At 66.9% G+C, this 18,207-nt stretch carries 11 protein-coding genes; 10 read left to right on the forward strand and 1 reads right to left on the reverse strand.

Annotation, left to right across the window (positions count from 1 at the left end):
- Positions 1-110 precede the first annotated feature (110 nt).
- The gene (locus ACN9MW_RS02565) at positions 111-2,408 is read right to left on the reverse strand and encodes a GNAT family N-acetyltransferase (RefSeq protein ID WP_426167275.1); all 2,298 of its coding nucleotides are present in this window, start codon (positions 2,406-2,408) and stop codon (positions 111-113) included.
- 166 nt (positions 2,409-2,574) lie between these two features.
- On the opposite strand from ACN9MW_RS02565, the gene ACN9MW_RS02570 reads away from it, so the two are divergent.
- The 10 genes from ACN9MW_RS02570 to pepA all read left to right on the forward strand — a co-directional run bounded on the left by ACN9MW_RS02570 (position 2,575) and on the right by pepA (position 18,206).
- Entirely contained in the window at positions 2,575-4,158 is a 1,584-nt protein-coding gene (locus ACN9MW_RS02570; protein ID WP_426167277.1) for an acyl-CoA ligase (AMP-forming), exosortase A system-associated, read from the forward strand.
- Positions 4,155-5,402: a pyridoxal-dependent decarboxylase, exosortase A system-associated gene (locus ACN9MW_RS02575; RefSeq protein ID WP_426167279.1), complete on the forward strand. Its 1,248-nt coding sequence runs from the start codon at positions 4,155-4,157 to the stop codon at positions 5,400-5,402. The genes ACN9MW_RS02570 and ACN9MW_RS02575 overlap by 4 nt, the downstream gene beginning before the upstream one ends.
- Positions 5,403-5,417: 15 nt before the next feature.
- Complete coding sequence (locus tag ACN9MW_RS02580) at positions 5,418-7,256, forward strand: asparagine synthetase B family protein (RefSeq protein WP_426167281.1); 1,839 nt, start codon at positions 5,418-5,420, stop codon at positions 7,254-7,256.
- Between the two features lie 25 nt (positions 7,257-7,281).
- Entirely contained in the window at positions 7,282-10,038 is a 2,757-nt protein-coding gene (prsT, locus tag ACN9MW_RS02585) for an XrtA/PEP-CTERM system TPR-repeat protein PrsT (RefSeq protein WP_426167283.1), read from the forward strand.
- A gap of 338 nt (positions 10,039-10,376) precedes the next feature.
- Positions 10,377-11,138: an N-acyl amino acid synthase FeeM domain-containing protein gene (locus ACN9MW_RS02590; RefSeq protein WP_426167285.1), complete on the forward strand. Its 762-nt coding sequence runs from the start codon at positions 10,377-10,379 to the stop codon at positions 11,136-11,138.
- A 73-nt stretch (positions 11,139-11,211) separates the two neighbouring features.
- Complete coding sequence (prsT, locus tag ACN9MW_RS02595; protein WP_426167287.1) at positions 11,212-14,001, forward strand: XrtA/PEP-CTERM system TPR-repeat protein PrsT; 2,790 nt, start codon at positions 11,212-11,214, stop codon at positions 13,999-14,001.
- Positions 14,002-14,006: 5 nt separating this feature from the next.
- Complete coding sequence (locus ACN9MW_RS02600) at positions 14,007-14,879, forward strand: ThiF family adenylyltransferase (protein WP_426167289.1); 873 nt, start codon at positions 14,007-14,009, stop codon at positions 14,877-14,879.
- Entirely contained in the window at positions 14,876-15,931 is a 1,056-nt protein-coding gene (locus ACN9MW_RS02605; RefSeq protein ID WP_426167291.1) for a molybdopterin biosynthesis protein MoeY, read from the forward strand. Before ACN9MW_RS02600 ends, ACN9MW_RS02605 begins: the two co-directional genes overlap by 4 nt.
- 14 nt (positions 15,932-15,945) lie before the next feature.
- Positions 15,946-17,154 (forward strand): glycosyltransferase, encoded by a 1,209-nt coding sequence (locus tag ACN9MW_RS02610; RefSeq protein ID WP_426167293.1) that lies wholly within the window; start codon positions 15,946-15,948, stop codon positions 17,152-17,154.
- A gap of 158 nt (positions 17,155-17,312) precedes the next feature.
- Positions 17,313-18,206, forward strand: coding sequence for a flocculation-associated PEP-CTERM protein PepA (gene pepA, locus ACN9MW_RS02615; RefSeq protein ID WP_426167295.1), 894 nt, complete (start codon positions 17,313-17,315; stop codon positions 18,204-18,206).
- The last annotated feature ends 1 nt before the right edge of the window (position 18,207 follow it).

Below are 18,207 nucleotides of genomic sequence, written 5' to 3' on the forward strand. Positions count from 1 at the left end.
ACATGGTACATGGTCCGGGCAGCCGGCGGCCATCTGTCGCCACTTGCATATTGTGCATCATTGTTATCGATTATGGAACAGCGCCGCCCTGCCCTTGGCAGGTGGCCCGCTCAGCCCGGCGCCACGGCCAGTCCGCTGCCGTGGCCGGCGCGGCGCTGGCGCAACAGGCCGCGCACGGCAAGGTACAGGCGCAGCGCGGGCGCCAGCACATGGCGCCGGTTCAGCACTTCCAGCGTAAAGCAGGGATTTTCCTGCTCCATCCAGAGGCCCTTGTAGGGATCGGCGCCCAGCATGAAATCGATGCGCTCGACCTGGTCGTGCCGGTAGACGTATTCGATCAGGTGCCCGGTCAGCAGGCTGCCGGGCGAGAAGCGGTCGGCGTTGCAATCCTGGGCCAGCTTGAAGATATGGGCCACGCCCTCGTTGACCAGCCACAGCTGGCTGGCCACCACCTGCTGGTCCAGGTACAGCAGGCCCAGGCGCAGGTAGCCGCGCGCGGCGCTCCAGTGCATCAGCCAGTCAATGAAGGAGCGCGACGGCTCGCGCCCCTTCCAGCTATGGCTGTAGGTCGACCAGTAATGTTCCACCTGTTGCGCGGTGGGCGCGGTCACCACTTCGAAGCGGTGCGCTTCGCGGGCCAGCGCCTTGCCCTTGCGCTTGAGGGTGTTCAGCAGTTGCGAGGGGCGCTTGGCCCAGTAGCTGTCCAGGTCGGGCGCATAGGCCGAATAATTGGCCGACAGCGGCACGCGCTGCACGGCATGGCCCTGGGCGGCCAGGCCTTCGCTGGCCTGGTCGGCCTGCTGCAGGCTGGCCGGCGCCGCGCTCAGCTTGAGCCAGCCCTTGTCGAGCTGGTCCAGCGCCTGCAGCAGCAATTGCCAGCTCTGCTGCGGCGACAGCAGCGCGCGGTCGATGAACAGGCCGACGCAGGGCGAGTAGAAATTGCTCAGCAGGCGAACTTCCATGCTGCGCAGCAGGCCCGGCAGCCGTTCCACCGGCACCGCCAGGCAGGGCTGCTCGCCGCGCCAGGCAAACACCCAGCTGAAGCGGCGGCCGCTGTCCGGGTGGACTTCGCGCTCGAATTTCACCAGCGCTTCATACCAGTCCAGGGTGCAGAACAGCGGGTCTGGCTGGTGCGCGCGCAGCCATCCGGCCAGCTCGGGCGGCAAGGGCTGGTCCATCGGCAGCTCACGCACGCGCAGGGCGTTGCCGCGCTGTTCGCGCGCCTTGCCTTGCAGGCGCTGCAGGCGTGCCCGCAGGCGCCATGCCAGGCCGACCCGGCAGGCCTGCAGGAAGGGCCGCGGGTCGCTGGCGCGCCAGTAGGTGAAGGCCGGCCGCTTGCCGCCGTAGGGCCGCAGCGTGCGCTGGGCGCGCACGGCGCGCCAGTAGGACAGGGTGTCGTTCTCGGCGTCAAACCAGGTGACCGGGCCGCGCAGCGTGCCCGGCCGGGCACGCTGGCCGAGGGCAAGCTGGAATTCCTGGTAGACCTGGTTGAAGCCGGCCGCCACGCACAGCTCGAGCCAGAAGTCGGTGCGCCCGACCGTCGGCTCGATGACCCAGAAGCTGCCGTCCGGAGCGCGCTTGAGTTCAAGCGAGACCGGGCCCGACATGTCGAGGCCGGCGAAGAACTGGCGCGTCAGGGCCAGCACTTGCGGCTCGTCGACGCTTTCCGCCACCGTGGTCTGGCCGCGCGCCGGCGGGAAGGAGGCGATCTTGCGGCCGACCATTTCCTGCACCACTGCGCCGCGGTCGAGCACGAGGGCGCCGAAATACAGGCTCTGGTCGTCGCCGGCAATGTACTCCTGGGCCAGGATCGGCAAGTCGCCCTGGTATTGCTGCAGCAGGGCAAGCAGTTCGGGCAGGGCCTGCGCCAGCGCCGTCTTGAACGAGGACAGCGGGCGCGCCGGTTTCAGGATCACAGGGTAGCGGAAGCCGGCCACCGCGGCCTCGGCCTCCTCGACGCTGAGCAGGGTGGCCGAGCGCGGATAGTTCAAGCCCTGGCTGCGGGCCGCCTGCTCCAGTTCGTTCTTGCGCTGCAGCCGCAGCACATGCTGCGCGCAAGCGGCCCAGCTCAGCAGATAGTGCGGACGCAACTGTTCCAGGCCCTCGCCCATCTGGCGCACATGGGTATCGTTGCTGGGAAAGAGCACCACCTGGCGGTCTTGCGGCAGGCGCGCGCGCAGGCTGGCCAGGGTTGGCACCAGGTCGCTCATCTCGGCTTCGCTGCACAGGAATGTGTGCTCGATGGCATTGCTGCGTACGCCCGGCCGCCACGCATCCTTCTCCAGCGCGTACACTTCCACTCCCGCCTCGTGCAGGCCGCGCACCACGGACAAGCCGTGGCTGCACAGGCCGACCACCAGGGCGATTGCCGGCTTTTGCGGCGACGACGAGCTAACAGGATTTTTCACAACGCAGTTTGATTTTGCACAGAAAACCATATATTAAATGCAATACTCTTGCTTGTGCGAGGATTGTTGCAACAATCCTGCACCTGCCGCCGTTTGCAGGGTGATGTACGGCAAGGATCCTATATTTTTGCAATATAATTAATGCAATCCCTATTGACGAAGTAATATGAGCGACCTGATCCATCAATTTATTTTTGCTTCGGCGCAACGCACACCCCAGGCCGAAGCCCTGGTCTACGGTGAGCGCCGCCTCGACTATGCCGCCCTGGCAGCCGCCGTGCAGGGCGCTGCCGATGGCCTGCTGGCGCGCGGCCTGCAGCGCAGCGAACGGGTCGCCGTCTACCTGGAAAAGACTATCGAGAACGTGGCCGCCATGTTTGGCGCGGCCCGCGCCGGCGGCGTCTTCGTGCCGGTCAATCCCCTGCTCAAGCCGGAGCAGGTCGGCTACATCCTGGGCGACTGCAATGTGCGGGTGCTGGTCACCTCGGCCGACCGCCTGCGCCTGCTGGCCGACATCCTGCCCTCCTGCCCCGACCTGCATACGGTGATCGTGACCGGCAAGGCGCAAGAGCTGCCCAGCTTCCCGCAACTGCACGTGCTGCCCTGGGCCGCTGCCATGCAGGACGCGCCGCCGGCCGCCGCCCACCGCTGCATCGACACCGACATGGCCGCCATCCTGTACACCTCGGGCAGCACCGGCCGCCCGAAAGGCGTGGTGCTGTCGCACCGTAATATGGTGGCCGGCGCCGTCAGCGTCTCCACCTACCTGGAGAACACGCCGGCCGACCGCCTGCTGGCCGTGCTGCCGCTGTCCTTCGACTACGGCCTGTCGCAGCTGACCACGGCCTTCCGCGTCGGCGCCACGGCGGTGCTGATCAACCACCTGTTCGCCAAGGATGTGCTGAACGCCGTGGTGGCGGAGAAAATCACCGGCCTGGCCGCCGTGCCGCCGCTGTGGATCCAGCTGGCGCCGCTGGCCTGGCCGGCCGACTGCACGCTGCGCTACCTGACCAATTCCGGCGGCGCCATGCAGCGCGCCACCCTCGACGCCCTGCGCGCCGCCCTGCCCAATGCCCAGCCTTTCCTGATGTATGGCCTGACCGAGGCCTTCCGCTCGACCTACCTGCCGCCGTCCGAACTGGCGCGCCGCCCCGACTCGATGGGCAAGGCCATCCCGAACGCGGAAGTGATGGTGCTGCGCCCGGACGGCAGCGAATGCGCGCCCAATGAGCCGGGCGAACTGGTGCACCGCGGCGCCCTGGTGTCGCTGGGCTACTGGAACGACCCGGCCAAGACGGCCGAGCGCTTCAAGCCCTACGCCTCGTCGCAATACGGCTTGCCGCTGGTGGAGATGGCGGTGTGGTCGGGCGACATCGTGCGCCGCGACGAAGAAGGCTTCCTGTATTTCATCAGCCGCAACGATGAAATGATCAAGACTTCCGGTTACCGCGTCAGCCCGACCGAGGTGGAAGAGGTGGTGTATGCGCGCGACAAGGTCGGCGAGGCGGCGGCGCTGGGCGTCAAGCACCCGGGCCTGGGCCAGGCCATCGTGCTGCTGGCCTACCCGCGCGCCGGCGAGAGCTTCACCGAGGCCGAGCTGCTGGCCGCCATCAAGCCGCACCTGCCGGCCTATATGCATCCGCAGAAGGTGGTGGTGTCGGCTACGCCGCTACCGCGCAATCCGAACGGCAAGATCGACCGCAAGCTGCTGTCGACCCAGTACGAGCATATCTTCGCGGAGGGCGCATGAGCATGGACACCCCGCGGGTGCGCCCGCAGCACGCCCCGCTGCTGCAGTTCGCCGTCGACAATGATTGCCTGCTGATCGGCGGCATCCCGCTGCCGCGCCTGGCGGCCCGCGTCGGCCAGACCCCGTTCTACGCCTATTCGCGCGCCGCCATGACGCAGCGCGTGGCCGAACTGCGCGCGGCCCTGCCGCACGACGTGCAGCTGCATTACGCCATGAAGGCCAACCCGATGCCGGCCGTGGTGCAGCACATGGCCACCCTGGTCGACGGCATCGACGTCGCTTCCGGCGGCGAGCTGCGGGTGGCGCTCGACACCGTGATGGCGCCGGCCAAGATCAGCTTTGCCGGCCCGGGCAAGGGCGAGGCCGAGCTGTCCTGCGCCATTGCCGCCGGCATCGTGCTGAACCTGGAATCGGAGGGCGAGATGGAGCGCGCCGCCGTGCTCGGCCAGCGCCTGGGCATCGTGCCGAAAGTGAACGTGCGGGTGAACCCGGACTTCGAGCTGAAATCGTCCGGTATGAAGATGGGCGGCGGCCCCAAGCAGTTCGGGGTCGACGCCGAGCGCGTGCCGGCCATGCTGGCGCGGATCGGCGCGCTGGGCCTGGATTTCCATGGCTTCCACATCTTCAGCGGCTCGCAGAACCTGAAGGCGGCCGCGCTGCAGGAGGCGCATGAAAAGACCTTTGCGCTGGCGCTGCGCCTGGCCGAGGCGGCGCCGCGCGCGCCGCGCATCCTGAACATCGGCGGCGGCTTCGGCATTCCCTATTTCCCGGGCGAAGAGCGGCTCGACCTGCCAGCGGTGGGCCGGAACCTGGCGCGCATCATGGATCAAGTGCGGCCGCGCCTGCAGGGCGCCGAAGTGGTGATCGAGCTGGGCCGTTACCTGGTGGGCGAAGCCGGCGCCTATGTCTGCCGCGTGGTCGACCGCAAGGAATCGCGCGGCCAGGTCTTCCTGGTGACCGATGGCGGCCTGCACCACCACCTGTCGGCCTCCGGCAATTTCGGCCAGGTGATCCGCAAGAATTATCCGGTGCTGATCGGCAACAGGGTGGCCGGCGGGCCGCGCGAGCTGGCCTCGGTGGTCGGCCCGCTGTGCACCCCGCTTGACTTGCTGGCCGACCAGATGGAACTGGGCCAGGCGCAGGCAGGCGACCTGGTGGTGGTATTGCAATCGGGCGCCTATGGCGCCACGGCCAGCCCGGCGGCTTTCCTGAGCCACCCGGCGGCGGTCGAAGTCTTCGTGTAAGCGGAAGGGAAGCGTATGAGCGGGATCTGTGGATGGATAGGGCTGGCCGCTGCGCCGGAATTGCTGCAGCAGATGGCGGCGCCGCTGCTGCGCTTCGACCAGGGCACGCTGCATGCCCGGTCCGGCCTGCGCAGCGGCGTGGCCGTGGCCGCGCTGGACGGCAGCGCCGACGTGTTCCAGCGCGACGGCCTGCTGGTGGCCCTGTGGGGCCAGCCGCGCCTGGTCGACCCGGGGCTGGCGGCCCAGGCTGCCGGCCAGGGCGTGGCTGCCACTGTCGCCACGCTGTGGGCGCAGGGCGCGCAGCGCACCTGCGCCCAGCTGCATGGCTGCTTCACCCTGGCCATCCTCGATGAACGCAGCGGCGAAGCCTTGCTGGCCACCGACCGCATGGGCATCCAGCCGCTGAGCTGGCAACTGGCCGGCGAAACCCTGGTCTTCGCCAGCTCGGCCGATGCGCTGGTGCGCCACCCGCTGACGCCCGGCGTGCTCGACCACCAGGGCTTGTACAACTACGTGTATTTCCACATGGTGCCTTCGCCCGGCACCGTCTACCAGGGCCAGCAGCGTTTGCTGCCCGGCCGCTACCTGCATTACCGGCAGGGCCGCGTCGAAGAGCACACCTACTGGCGCATGCAATTCGAGGAAGAGGGCAAGCGCACGTTCGGTGAGCTGCAGGAGGAATTCCTGGCAGTGCTGCGCCACAGCGTCAAGGACGCGGTGGGCGACCGCAAGGTCGGCGCCTTCCTGTCGGGCGGCACCGACAGCTCGACCATCGCCGGCTTGCTGACCCAGGTGGGTGGCGTGGCGGCCGATACCTACTCAATCGGTTTCGAAGCCCAGGGCTACGACGAGATGGAATACGCGCGCATCGCCTCGCGTCATTTCGGCACCCGGCACCATGAATACTATGTGACGCCGGACGACGTGGCGAACGCCATCCCGCAGGTGGCGGCCGTGTTCGACCAGCCCTTCGGCAACGCCTCGGCGGTGCCGGCTTTCTACTGCGCGCGCATGGCCAAGGCCGACGGCGTGCAGCGCATGTTCGGCGGCGATGGCGGCGACGAACTGTTCGGCGGCAACGAGCGCTATGCCAAGCAGCATGTGTTCGAGCTGTACGAGCGGGTGCCGCGCCTGGTGCGCAAGGCCCTGCTGGAACCGGCCGTGTTCAACTTCCCCGGCGGCGAGCGGGTGCGCCTGCTGCGCAAGGCGCGCAGCTATATCGAGCAAGCCTCGGTCGGCATGCCGGCGCGCCTGGAAACGTATAACCTGCTGGGCCGCTATGGCCCGCAGCAAGTGTTCACCGACGACTTCCTAGCCGCCGCCGACATCGGCAACCCGATTGCCACCCTGGAACGCAACTATGGCCGCAGCGAAGCGCGCTCCCTGATCAACCGCATGCTGGCGCTGGACTTGCAGATCACCCTGGCCGACAACGACTTGCCGAAAGTGATGAAGGCTTGCGAGCTGGCCGGCGTGGAAGCGGCCTTCCCCTTCCTGCACGACGCGGTTGTGGCTTTTTCGGCCGGCCTGACCCCGCAGCAGAAGCTGAACGGCACCCAGTTGCGCTGGTTCTTCAAGGAAGCATTGCGCGGTTTCTTGCCTGATGCCATCATCACCAAGCAGAAGCACGGTTTCGGCCTGCCGTTCGGCGTCTGGCTGCAGCAGCACCAGGCCTTGCAGCAGCTGGCCGCGGACAGCCTGAGCGACCTCAAGGCGCGCAAGGTGGTGCGCGGCGACTTCATCGAACAGCTGGTCGGCACCCACCTGAAAGAGCATGCCGGCTACCATGGCACCATGGTCTGGGTGCTGATGATGCTGGAGCAATGGTTCCGTGCCCACCGCAACGCATCATAACGAGATTACCAAACTGAGGGAGAACATGGCACATCGCGTAACCCGGCTGGCCGTCGCCGCCACCCTGGCCGCCAGCGCATTGCTGGCCGGCTGCAAATCGGACACCCCGGAAAGTCTGCTGGCCGACGCCAGGCAGCTGCAGCAGAAAGGCGACCGCAAGGGCGCCCAGATCCAGCTCAAGAATGCGCTGGCCAAGGACCCCAATAACGGCGAGGCGCGCTACCAGCTCGGCAAGCTGTCGCTGCAGATGGGCGACCCGGCCTCGGCGGAAAAGGAAGCGCGCCGCGCCCTCGAACTGAAATACCAGCCGGCCGAGAGCGAACTGCTGCTGGCCGAGGCGCTGCTGCGCCTGGGCGACTTGCAGAAGATGCTCGATGAAACGGAAAAGTTCCAGCAAAGCCCGGCCCTGCTGGCCTTGCGCGGCGAAGCCCTGATCGGCCTGCGCAAGCTCGACGAGGCGAAAAAGCAATTCCAGTCGGCCCTGGAAGCCGAGCCCAATAGTGCCGACGCGCTGACCGGCATGGCGCGCCTGGCGGCCATCGGCAACGACCTGGAGGGCGCGCGTGCGCTGACCGAGCAGGCCATTGCCAAGGATGGCGCCAACATCAATGCGCTGACCTTCAAGGGCGAGTTGCTGCGGGCCCAGTCCAAGCCGGAAGAAGCGCGCGCCGCGTTTGCCGAAGTGATCAAGCTGGACCCGACCAATAGCGGCGCCAACCTGGAACAGGCTTATCTCGACATCGTGGCCGGCAAGTTCGATTCCGCCCAGGCTGCCATCAACGCGGCCAAGAAGACGGCGCCGCGCAGCCTGAGCACCTTGTACACCCAGGCCCTGCTCGACTATTCGCGCGGCAATTACAAGGCGGCGCGCGACAACCTGCAGGCGCTGGCCAAGAGCGCGCCGAACCATCCGCCCAGCCTGCTGCTCTCGGGCGCGGTGGATTTCCAGCTGGGCAACCTGAAGCAGGGCGAAGCCAAGCTGCGCACCTATACGGAAATGGACCCGGGCAATGCCTTCGCCCGCAAGCTGCTGGCGGCGACCCTGCTGCGCGGCAGCAACCCGGCCGAAGCCCAGAAAGTGCTGGAGCCGGCCCTGAAGGGCCCGGTCAGCGATGTCAGCCTGCTGGAACTGGCGGCCCAGGCCCACCTGCTGCAGCGCGAACCGGCCAAGGCGGTCTCCCTGCTGGAACAGGCCGTCGAGCTGAACCCGAAACGCGCCGCCAGCTACATCGCGCTGGGCGGCGCCCGCGTGGCGCTGGGCGAGCGCGACAAGGGCATCGCCATGCTGAACAAGGCGCTCGAGCTGGAGCCCGGCTCCCTGCCGGCCGCCACGGCGCTGGCGCGCACCCAGCTTGCCATGGGCAACTACGACCAGGCCCTGGCCGTGCTGGCCAAGCAGGAAGCCGCGCACGGCAAGGAGCCGGAGTTGTACGTGCTGCGCGGCCACGTGCTGCTGGCCAAGCAGGACAAGGCAGGCGCCCGCGCTGCCTTCAGCAAGGCGGTGGAACTGGCGCCGGCCAGCTATGCCGCGGTGGTCACCCTGGCCCAGCTCGAGCTCATGGAGCAAAAGCCGGAGGCGGCGCGCCAGCACATGCTGAAGCTGCTGGACAAGGATAAGGACAATGTCGCTGCCATGACCGCCCTGGCCCAGATGGCCGAGCGCGCCAGGAAGCGCGACGAAGCGGCGCAGTGGCTGGAAAAAGCCGCCACGGTCGATCCCGATGCGCTGGTGCCGGCCGTGCGCCTGGGCGCCCATTATCTGCTGAACAGCCAGGGGGCCAAGGCCGCCGAGCATATGCGCAAGGTGCTGCTGGTGCACCCGGCCGCGCCGCTGGCGCTGGAAGTCATGGGCCGTGCCCAGCAGATGTCCGGCGACCTGGACGGCGCCTATGAAACCTATAGCAAGCTGGCTGGCGCAGCGCCCAGGGCGGCGCAGGCCCAGCTGTACCTGGCCAGCGTCCAGGTGCAGAAAAAGGATTTGCCGGGCGCCCAGGCCAGCGTGAAGAAGGCGCTCGGGCTGGACCCGGATTCGGTGCCGGGCCATATGATGCAGGCCGACCTGGCCGTGCTGCAGGGCAAGCCGGACGAGGCCCTGGCCATCGCGCGCAAGCTGCAAAAATCCCAGCCCAAGCTGCCCAGCGGCTTCCTGCTGGAGGGCGACCTGCAGCTGAGGGCCGGCAAGCCGGCGCTTGCCGTGGCGCCTTACCAGCAAGCGTACGCCTTGGCGGCGCGGCCGGAATTGCTGCTCAAGCTCACCTCGGCCCTGCGCGCCGCCAACCGCGCCGCCGACGCCGATGCCCAGGTGGCCGCCTGGCGCAAGACGCATCCGGACGAACCGTTCGGCCTCATGTATGCAGCCGAGCAAAACATCGCGGCCAAGCAATACAAGGCTGCCATCGGCCAACTGGAAACCGTGCTGGCCAAGCAGCCCGAGAACGTGCTGGCGCTGAACAACCTGGCCTGGTCCTACCAGCAGGACAAGGACAAGCGCGCCCTGGCCACGGCCGAGAAGGCGCAGCAGCTGGCCGGCGACAACCCGACCATCATGGATACCCTGGGCTGGATCCTGGCCGAGCAGAACCAGCTCGACCGCGCCCTGGCGATCCTGAAGAAGGCCAGTGAGCTGGCGCCGAAAGCTGCCGATATCCGCGGCCACTATGCGGCCACGCTGTGGAAAAAGGGCGACAAGGCTGGCGCGCGCAAGGAATTGCAGGCCGCCATGGCCGACGCCCGCTTCGCCCAGACCGACGAAGCACGTGACTTGCAAAAGCAATTTGAATAAGTAACAACTTCTGCACCCTGCAACCCGCATGCGCTTGGCCGCATGCGGGCACTCTTCCTCTCAGTCTATTGTGCAGTTGAAAACAATAGAGTCTTTTTCACAACATTTACTTCATGGGTATTGTGTGGCGGGCGCTAGCATGCCACCATGTGTGGAGTTGGTAATTTTTACATAACTCGCTTGCAATCCGCTACATTTTCGTCCCGGCATCAATCGTGCGCGCCTCCGCAAGTGTAATCAACTATATTTTGCCGTTGAGCACGGCGTCCGCGCCGCTCGCCGTGCTCATTGGCCGTGGCCAGCCGTAAGGCTTGCGAGTGCCAAAGGAGGATACAGCCATGAATGGAACTGCTGTCCCAGTGCTGGAAGCCGAGCCTGTCCGCAAGACTCCAGCCGATTCCCATGCGCGCGCCACGCTCGAGGACTTGCTTCCGGAAAATATGGAAGACCTGGTCACCGACGAAAAATCATTTGGTATTCGCATGATCGATACGGTTGAAGGCCGCAGCAAGGCCAGCCTGCTAATCAATAAAATGTACTCCTGGCGGGGCTATGCCGGGACCCACAAGCTGACTGACGATCCGAACCGGATCACGCTCACCGCCAGCAACAAGGGCGAAGTGGTGGGCACCCTGACCTTGGGGCTGGACTCGCCAATCGGCATCATGGCCGATGAAATTTTCAAGGAAGAGGTCGATTCGGTGCGCATGATTCCGGGTGCCCGTGTCTGTGAAATCACCAAGCTGGCGTTCGACAATGGCGGCAGCAAATCGCAGATGGCTTCGCTGTTCCATCTGTCGGTGATTTATGCGCGCGACCTGCACCACTGCACCCACATCTTCATTGAAATCAACCCGCGCCACCGCCGCTTCTACGAAGCCATGCTCGGCTTCAAGCGCCTGGGGGAACTGAAGACCAACCCGCGGGTCGACGCCCCGGCCTACCTGCTGGTGGTGGAACTGGACTACGTCAGCCAGCAGATCGAGAAATACGGCGGCCAGGGCGCCGACATGGCCATGTCGGCGCGCTCGTTCTACCCGCTGTTCTATTCGCCGCGCGAAGAACGCGGCATTATCCAGCGCCTGAAGAACATCCAATAGTCTATTGAGATTTGATAGTCGATTGACAATTATTGTGGTATTGTCAATATCCTGATCACCTGCAGGGGTTTCCATGCCACGTCGCGAGAACCGGGGGGCGCAGCGCGCCCTCGCCATCTTCGGCAGCCTGATGCTGGCTGCCGGCCTGTCCGGCTGCCTCAAGTCCGAAACCAGCGCCACCCTGGTGGCGCAAGCCCAGCAGTTCTTGCAAAAGGGCGACAGCAGGGCAGCGCTGATCCAGCTCAAGAACGCCGCCGACAAGAGCCCGCAAGATGGCGAAATCCGGCTCCTGCTGGCGCGCGTCTACAACGACAACAGCGAAGCGGCCCTGGCCGAAAAGGAAGTGCGCAAGGCGCTCAGCCTCAAGGTCGAGCGGGCCCGGGCCTTGCCGCAACTGCTGCGTGCCCTGCTGGCGCAGGACAAGGCCAAGGAAGCGCTGGCCGAAAGCGAGGCCGATGCCGCCAGCGCCGGCCCGGCCCTGCTGGCCGTGCGCGGCGATGCCTGGCTGGCCCTGGGCGACGGCGCCAAGGCGCGCGAAGCCTATGCGCAAGCCCTGGCTGGCGAACCCGGCCAGGCCGATGCCCTGCTGGGCCAGGCGCGCCTGGCGCAACAGGCCGGCGATCGCGCCGCCGCCCTGGCGCTGGCCGAACAGGCGCTGCGCGCCCACCCGAAAGACTTGTCGGTGCTGCGCTACCAGGCGGCACTGCTGCGCCAGCTGGGCAGGAACGACGCGGCGCTGGCGGCGCTGGGCCAGGCGCTCAGCGTGCAGCCCGACCATCTGAATGCCCGCGTCGAGCGCACCGACCTCGAAATCGCCCTCAAGCAGTTCGACGCGGCCAAGGCCGATATCGCCGAACTGAACAAGCTGCGGCCCGATACCCTGCATGCGCTGTACCTGCAGGCTTTGCTCGACCATAACCAGGGCAGGTATACGGAAGCGCAGGGCAATCTGCTCAAGCTGCTGAAAGCGGCGCCCGGCCACCTGCGCACCATGCTGCTGGCCGGCGCCAATGAACTCAAGCTGGGCAATGCCACCGCGGCCCAGGGCTACCTGAACGCCTACCTGGAAAAGTACCCGGAAGACCTGTTCGCCCGCAAGCTGCTAGCCCAGTCCCTGCTCGGCACCCACCAGCCGGCCGAGGCGGCCGCAGCGCTGGCGCCGCTGTTGCGCAGCGGCGCCAGGGACCCGCAGTTGCTGGTGCTGGCCGGCGAATCGCACTTGCGCAACAAGGACTATGCCGCGGCCCAGCAGTATTTCGAACAGGCGGCGCAGGCATTGCCCAACGAAGCCACGCTGCACCTGTCGATCGGCCTGGCCCAGCTCGGCCAGCAGCAATATGCCAAGGCCGTCGAGCAGCTCGAGCGGGCCACCGAGCTCGACCCCAAATCGGAGCAGGCCGCGCTCTACCTGATCCACACTGAAATCAGCCTGCGCCGCTACGACAAGGCGCTGGCGGCGATCAAGGCTTACCAGGCCAGCCAGAAGGACAGCGCCATCGTGCGCAACCTGGAAGGCGGCATTTACCTGGCGCAAAAGAATGCGCCGGCCGCGCGCGCCGCCTTTGAACAAGCGGTGGCGCTGCAGCCCAAGCACCTGGCCGCCAACATGAACCTGGCCCAGCTCGACTTGCAGGACAAGCGGCCCGAAGCCGCCCGCCAGCGTTTCCAGACCGTGCTGCAGCACGACCCGCACAATGTCGGCGCCATGACGGCGCTGGCCGACATTTCCACCCAGCAGGGCAAGCAGGAAGAAGCGCTCGCCTGGCTGGAAAAAGCGGTGGCGGAAAAGCCCAAGGCCACCGAGCTGGGGACCCGCTTGGCCCACGCCTACCTGCAGGCCGGCCAGAACGCCAAGGCCACCACGCTGGCGCGCAAGCTGCAGGTGGAAGATCCGGCCAGCGCCTACCTGGCCGAATTGCTGGGCCAGGTGCAACTGGCCAACCAGGACGCCAGCGGCGCCCTGGAAAGCTTCGGCAAGATGGTGCAGCTGGAGCCGAAATCGGCGCGTGCCTGGTTCGGCATGGCCACCGCCCACCTGATGCTGAAAAATGCCACGGCCGCCAGCGGCGACTTGAAGAAAGTGCTGGCCATCGATCCGCAACACCGCCCGGCGCGCCTGGCGCTGGCTGAAATCGCGCAGCAGCAGAACCGCCCGGCCGAAGTGCTGGCCATCGCGCGCCAGATGCAGAAGGAGGCAGGGCAGCAGCCGGCCGGCTATGTGCTGGAGGGCGACCTGCTGGCGCGCCAGCAAAAATACAAGGAAGCCGTGGCCCTGTACGACAAGGCCTATGGGATTGAAAAGGATGGCCGTGTCATGCTGGCGCTGCACCGCACCCTGCTGGCGGCCGGCCTGCCGCGCGACGCCGACGCGCGCCTGGCGCAGCATCGCAAGGAGCAGCCGGGCGACCTGGCGGCCGCCATGTACGCCGCCGAACTGGCCCTGTCGCGCCAGCAGTATGCCGCCGCGGCTGCCGACCTGGAGCTGGTGCTCAAGGCCGCGCCGGACAGCCCGGTGGCCCTGAACAACCTGGCCTGGGCCTATAGCCAGCTGAAGGACCCGCGCGCCCTGGCCACGGCCGAGAAGGCGCTGAAGGCGGCGCCGGACAGCCCGGCCGTGCTCGACACTACCGGCTGGCTGATGGTCGGCAAGGGCGACACCGGCCGCGCGCTGCCGCTGCTGAAGCGGGCCAGCACGCTGCAACCGTCCAATGCCATGCTGCGCTACCACCTGGCGGTCGCGCTCAACCAGTCGGGCGACAAGAAGGCCGCCAGGGCCGAACTGGAAAAACTGGTGGCGGCCGGCACCCCGTTCCCCCACCTCGACGATGCGATCGCCCTGCTCAAGGGCTTGAACGGCAGCTAAGCGCGATGAGCGACGACTTCATCTACGGCAAGGCTTTCTCGCGCAACATCGGCTGGGTCACCGAAGCCGAGCAGGCCTGCCTGCGCGGCAAGCGCGTGGCCATTGCTGGCGCCGGCGGGGTGGGCGGGGTGCACCTGATGACCCTGGTGCGCCTGGGCGTGGGCGCCTTCCACATTGCCGACTTCGACAAGTTCGACCTGCCCAATTTCAACCGCCAGGTCGGCGCCATGCAGTCGACCCGCGGCTTGCCGAAGATCGAGGTGATGGCGCGCATGGCACGCGACGTCAACCCCGAACTCGAGATCAGGATGTTCCCGGACGGGATCAATGCCGGCAACCTGGACGCCTTCTTCGAGGGCGTCGACATCTACATCGACAGCCTCGACTTCTTCGCCTTCGACATCCGCCAGCAGACCTTTGCCCTGTGCGCCCGGCGCGGCATCCCCGCCACCACGGTCGCGCCGCTGGGCATGGGCGCGGCGCTGCTGAACTTCCTGCCGGGCCGCATGACGTTCGAGGAGTATTTCGGCTGGGGCGACTTGCCGGAAGGCGACAAGGCGATCCGCTTCGTGGTCGGGCTGGCGCCGGCCGGCCTGCACCGGCCCTACCTGGTGGTGCCCTCGGCCGTCAATTTCGCCGAGCGGCGCGGGCCTTCGACCATCATGGCCTGCCAGCTGTGCGCCGGCATTGCCGCCACCGAGGCGCTGAAGATCCTGCTCGGGCGCGGCGACGTGCTGGCGGCGCCGCACGGCATGCAGTTCGATGCCTACCGCAACAAGCTGGTGCGCACCTGGCGCCCCGGCGGCAACAAGCATCCGATCCAGCGCCTGGCGATCATGATCGGCAAGCGCGCCTTTGCGAAAATGGCCCAATCATGACTACCATCGAACAGATCCTCGACCTGGCGCGCTGGGCGCCCAGCGGCGACAACACGCAGGTGTGGCGCTTCGAAATCGTGGCGCCGGACCATGTGGCGGTGCATTGCCACGACACGCGCGACCATGTGGTGTACGACCTGGACGGCCACCCCAGCCAGGTCGCGGTCGGCGCCATGCTGGAAACCATGGCGATTGCCGCCAGCGCCCACGGCCTGCGCGCCGATGCCGTGCGCCGCGCCGGCAGCCCGGACACCCATCCCGTATTCGACGTGCGCTTCACGCCCGATCCCGCCATCGCGCCCAGTGCCTTGCTGCCGGTGATCACCACGCGCAGCGTGCAGCGCCGCCCGCTCAGCACGCGGCCGCTGACGGCGCAGGAAAAGCAGGCGCTGGAAGCGGCGGTCGGCCCGGCGCACCAGGTGCAGTGGATCGAAGGCTTCGGCGGGCGCTGGGCGGCGGCGCGGCTGATGTTCAACAACGCCAAGCTGCGCCTGACCATGCCCGAGGCGTACGAGGTGCACCGCAGCATCATCGACTGGGGCAAGACGCACAGCCCGGACAAGGTGCCGGACCAGGCCCTCGGTGTCGACAACGGCACCCTGGCCCTGATGAAATGGGCCATGGTGAGCTGGGAACGGGTCAACACCATGAATACCCTGATGGGCACCTGGGCGCCGCGCCTGCAAATGGACTTGCTGCCCGGCATCGCCTGCGCCGCCCACTTCGTAATTCGCGCCAAGGCCGCGCCGGCCGGCATCGACGACTACGTGGCCGCCGGCCGCGCTACCCAGCGCTTCTGGCTGACGCTCGCTGCGCTGGGCCTGCACATGCAGCCGGAAATGACGCCGCTGATCTTCGGCCGCTATGTGCGCAACGCCCTGCGCTTCACGCGCCTGGACAAGCTGCAGGACTCGGCGCGCCGGCTGTATGGCCAGCTCACCGGCGTGATCGGCGCGGCGCCGGAAACGGCCGTGTTCATGGGCCGGCTTGGCGCCGGCAAGGCGCCGAAGGCGCGCTCGCTGCGCAAGCCCCTGGCTGAATTGATGAAGTAAGCCGGCATCGCGCGATGACACGCAAGAAAATCCTGTTCCTGGCCGAAGCGGTGACCCTGGCACACGTGGGCCGCCCGCTGGCCCTGTCCGCCAGCCTCGACCGCGAGCAGTACGAGGTGCACTTTGCCTGCGCCGAGCGCTACGCCTTTTGCTTCGAGGGCGCGGACCTGGTGCGCTGGACTATCCACAGCATCTCGAACCAGCAATTCCTGCAAGCCCTGGCGGACGGCAAGCCGGTCTATGATGCCGCCACCTTGGACGGCTACGTGGAAGAAGACCTGCAACTGCTGCGTCAGGTCCAGCCCGATATCGTGGTGGGCGATTTCCGCCTGTCGCTGTCGGTCAGCGCGCGCCTGGCCGGCGTGCCCTACGTTTCGCTGATCAATGCCTACTGGAGCCCGTATGTGCACCAGCGCTACATCGTGCCCAGCCTGCCGCTCACGCGCTTCTTGCCGATCGCGCTGGCCAATGCCCTGTTCAAGCTGGCGCGCCCGCTGGCCTTTGCCCTGCACACCATTCCCCTCAACCGGGTGCGGCGCCGGCATGGCCTGCCCTCGCTGGGCTGGGACCTGAACCGCGTCTACACCGATGCCGACCACACCCTGTATGCCGACGTGCCGCAGCTGTTCCCGCCGCACGACCTGCCGGCCAGCCACGCCTTCATCGGCCCCGTGCTGTGGTCGCCGCCGCTGCCGGTGCCGGACTGGTGGGACCAGTTGCCCACCGATCGCCCGCTGGTCTACGTGACCGTGGGCAGCTCGGGCCACGGCGCCTTGCTGCCCGCCGTGCTGCAGGCCCTGGCCGGCTTGCCGGTGACGGTGCTGGCCGCCACCGTCGGCATGGTCAAGCTCGATGCCGTGCCGGCCAATGCCCGGGTGGCCGACTTCCTGCCCGGCGAGGAGGCCGCGCGCCGCGCCGCCCTGGTGATCTGCAATGGCGGCAGCCCGACCAGCCACCAGGCGCTGGCGGCCGGGGTGCCCGTGGTCGGCATCGCCGGCAACCTCGACCAGTTCCTCAACATGGAGGGCATCGTTGCCGCCGGCGCCGGCGCCTTGCTGCGCGCCGACCGCTTCGATGGCGCCGCCTTGCAGCAGGCGGTGCAAGGCTTGCTGGCCACGCCGGCGGCTGGCCTTGCGGCGCGTCAACTAATGGACATATTCAGAAACTATCGCTCTTCGGAAGCGTTTAGCAAGTTACTGTCGAAAATCCTTACAAAGGCATAAGTTAGTATCAACGTGGTACTAACGGTAACAAGCCAAGGTATTGATTTCTAAGGAAACCGGGAAGTTGGCACAACTATTGCTCATAGGAGCTTGTGCCCGCTGCAAGGCCAGATAGCAGCAAAAGGTCAGACAGCCCCTTTTAACTCAGGAGTCAATCAATGAAGATTTTCCGCAAACTGCTCCCGCTCGCTACTGTAGCCGGCCTGTTGTTCGCTGCCGGTGCTGCACAGGCAGACGTGATCACCCCCTTCACCATCAAGGACGGCACCAACGTGCTGGCCACCAATGTCAATTCGCTGGACTGGGCCGAAACCGGCAGCGGCCTGGCCAAAGGCATCGGCCCCTTCGGTGCGCCGCTGGCGGTTGGCACCAAGTTCGACTTCCTGTACCAGGCAACCCTGGTGGGCAAGGCCGGCGGCACCGGCAGCCCATCCCTGGGCGGCAGGCTGGACGGTGAAGCGAACGGTTCGGCCGACGGCCTGTTCGAGATCACCATCGCTGCCCGCATGACCGAGGTGGTGTCGAGCGTGGTGCCAGGCCCCGGCGGCACCGCCACCGCCAACTTCAACCTGGCCCCGGGCCAGAACCAGGTCGCGATCTATTTCGACACCAACCAGAACGCCAACACCGCCACCGGCGTGGGCTTCGACGACGGCATCATGATCGCCCTGCTGACCATCGATACTAACTCGTCCGTGTTCCAGTTGCTGGCGCCTAACAATGGCCAGGGTTCCGCCCGCCTGCACGCCGGCATGCTGTCGCCCGGCGACTTCATCGACGCCAACTACCTGGAAGGCGTCACCAGCCTGCTGTTCGGCATCGATTTCCAGTCGAGCCTGAACTACCCGGCTGACACCTCGACCACCACCGGTTTCCACCGCAATGGCTCGAGCAATAACGGCGACCCGTTCGCGACCGACCTGGTGGCCGGCAACGACATCCTGTTCAAGGTGGACGGCTCGAACCGCTTCACCCGCGTGCCGGAACCAGGCACCATGCTGCTGATGGGCATTGGCCTGCTGGGCCTGGCTCGCCTGCGCCGCCGCGCCTGAG

Source organism: Pseudoduganella sp. R-34 (genome assembly GCF_049904655.1).
In the GTDB taxonomy this organism is placed as follows: domain Bacteria; phylum Pseudomonadota; class Gammaproteobacteria; order Burkholderiales; family Burkholderiaceae_D; genus Rugamonas.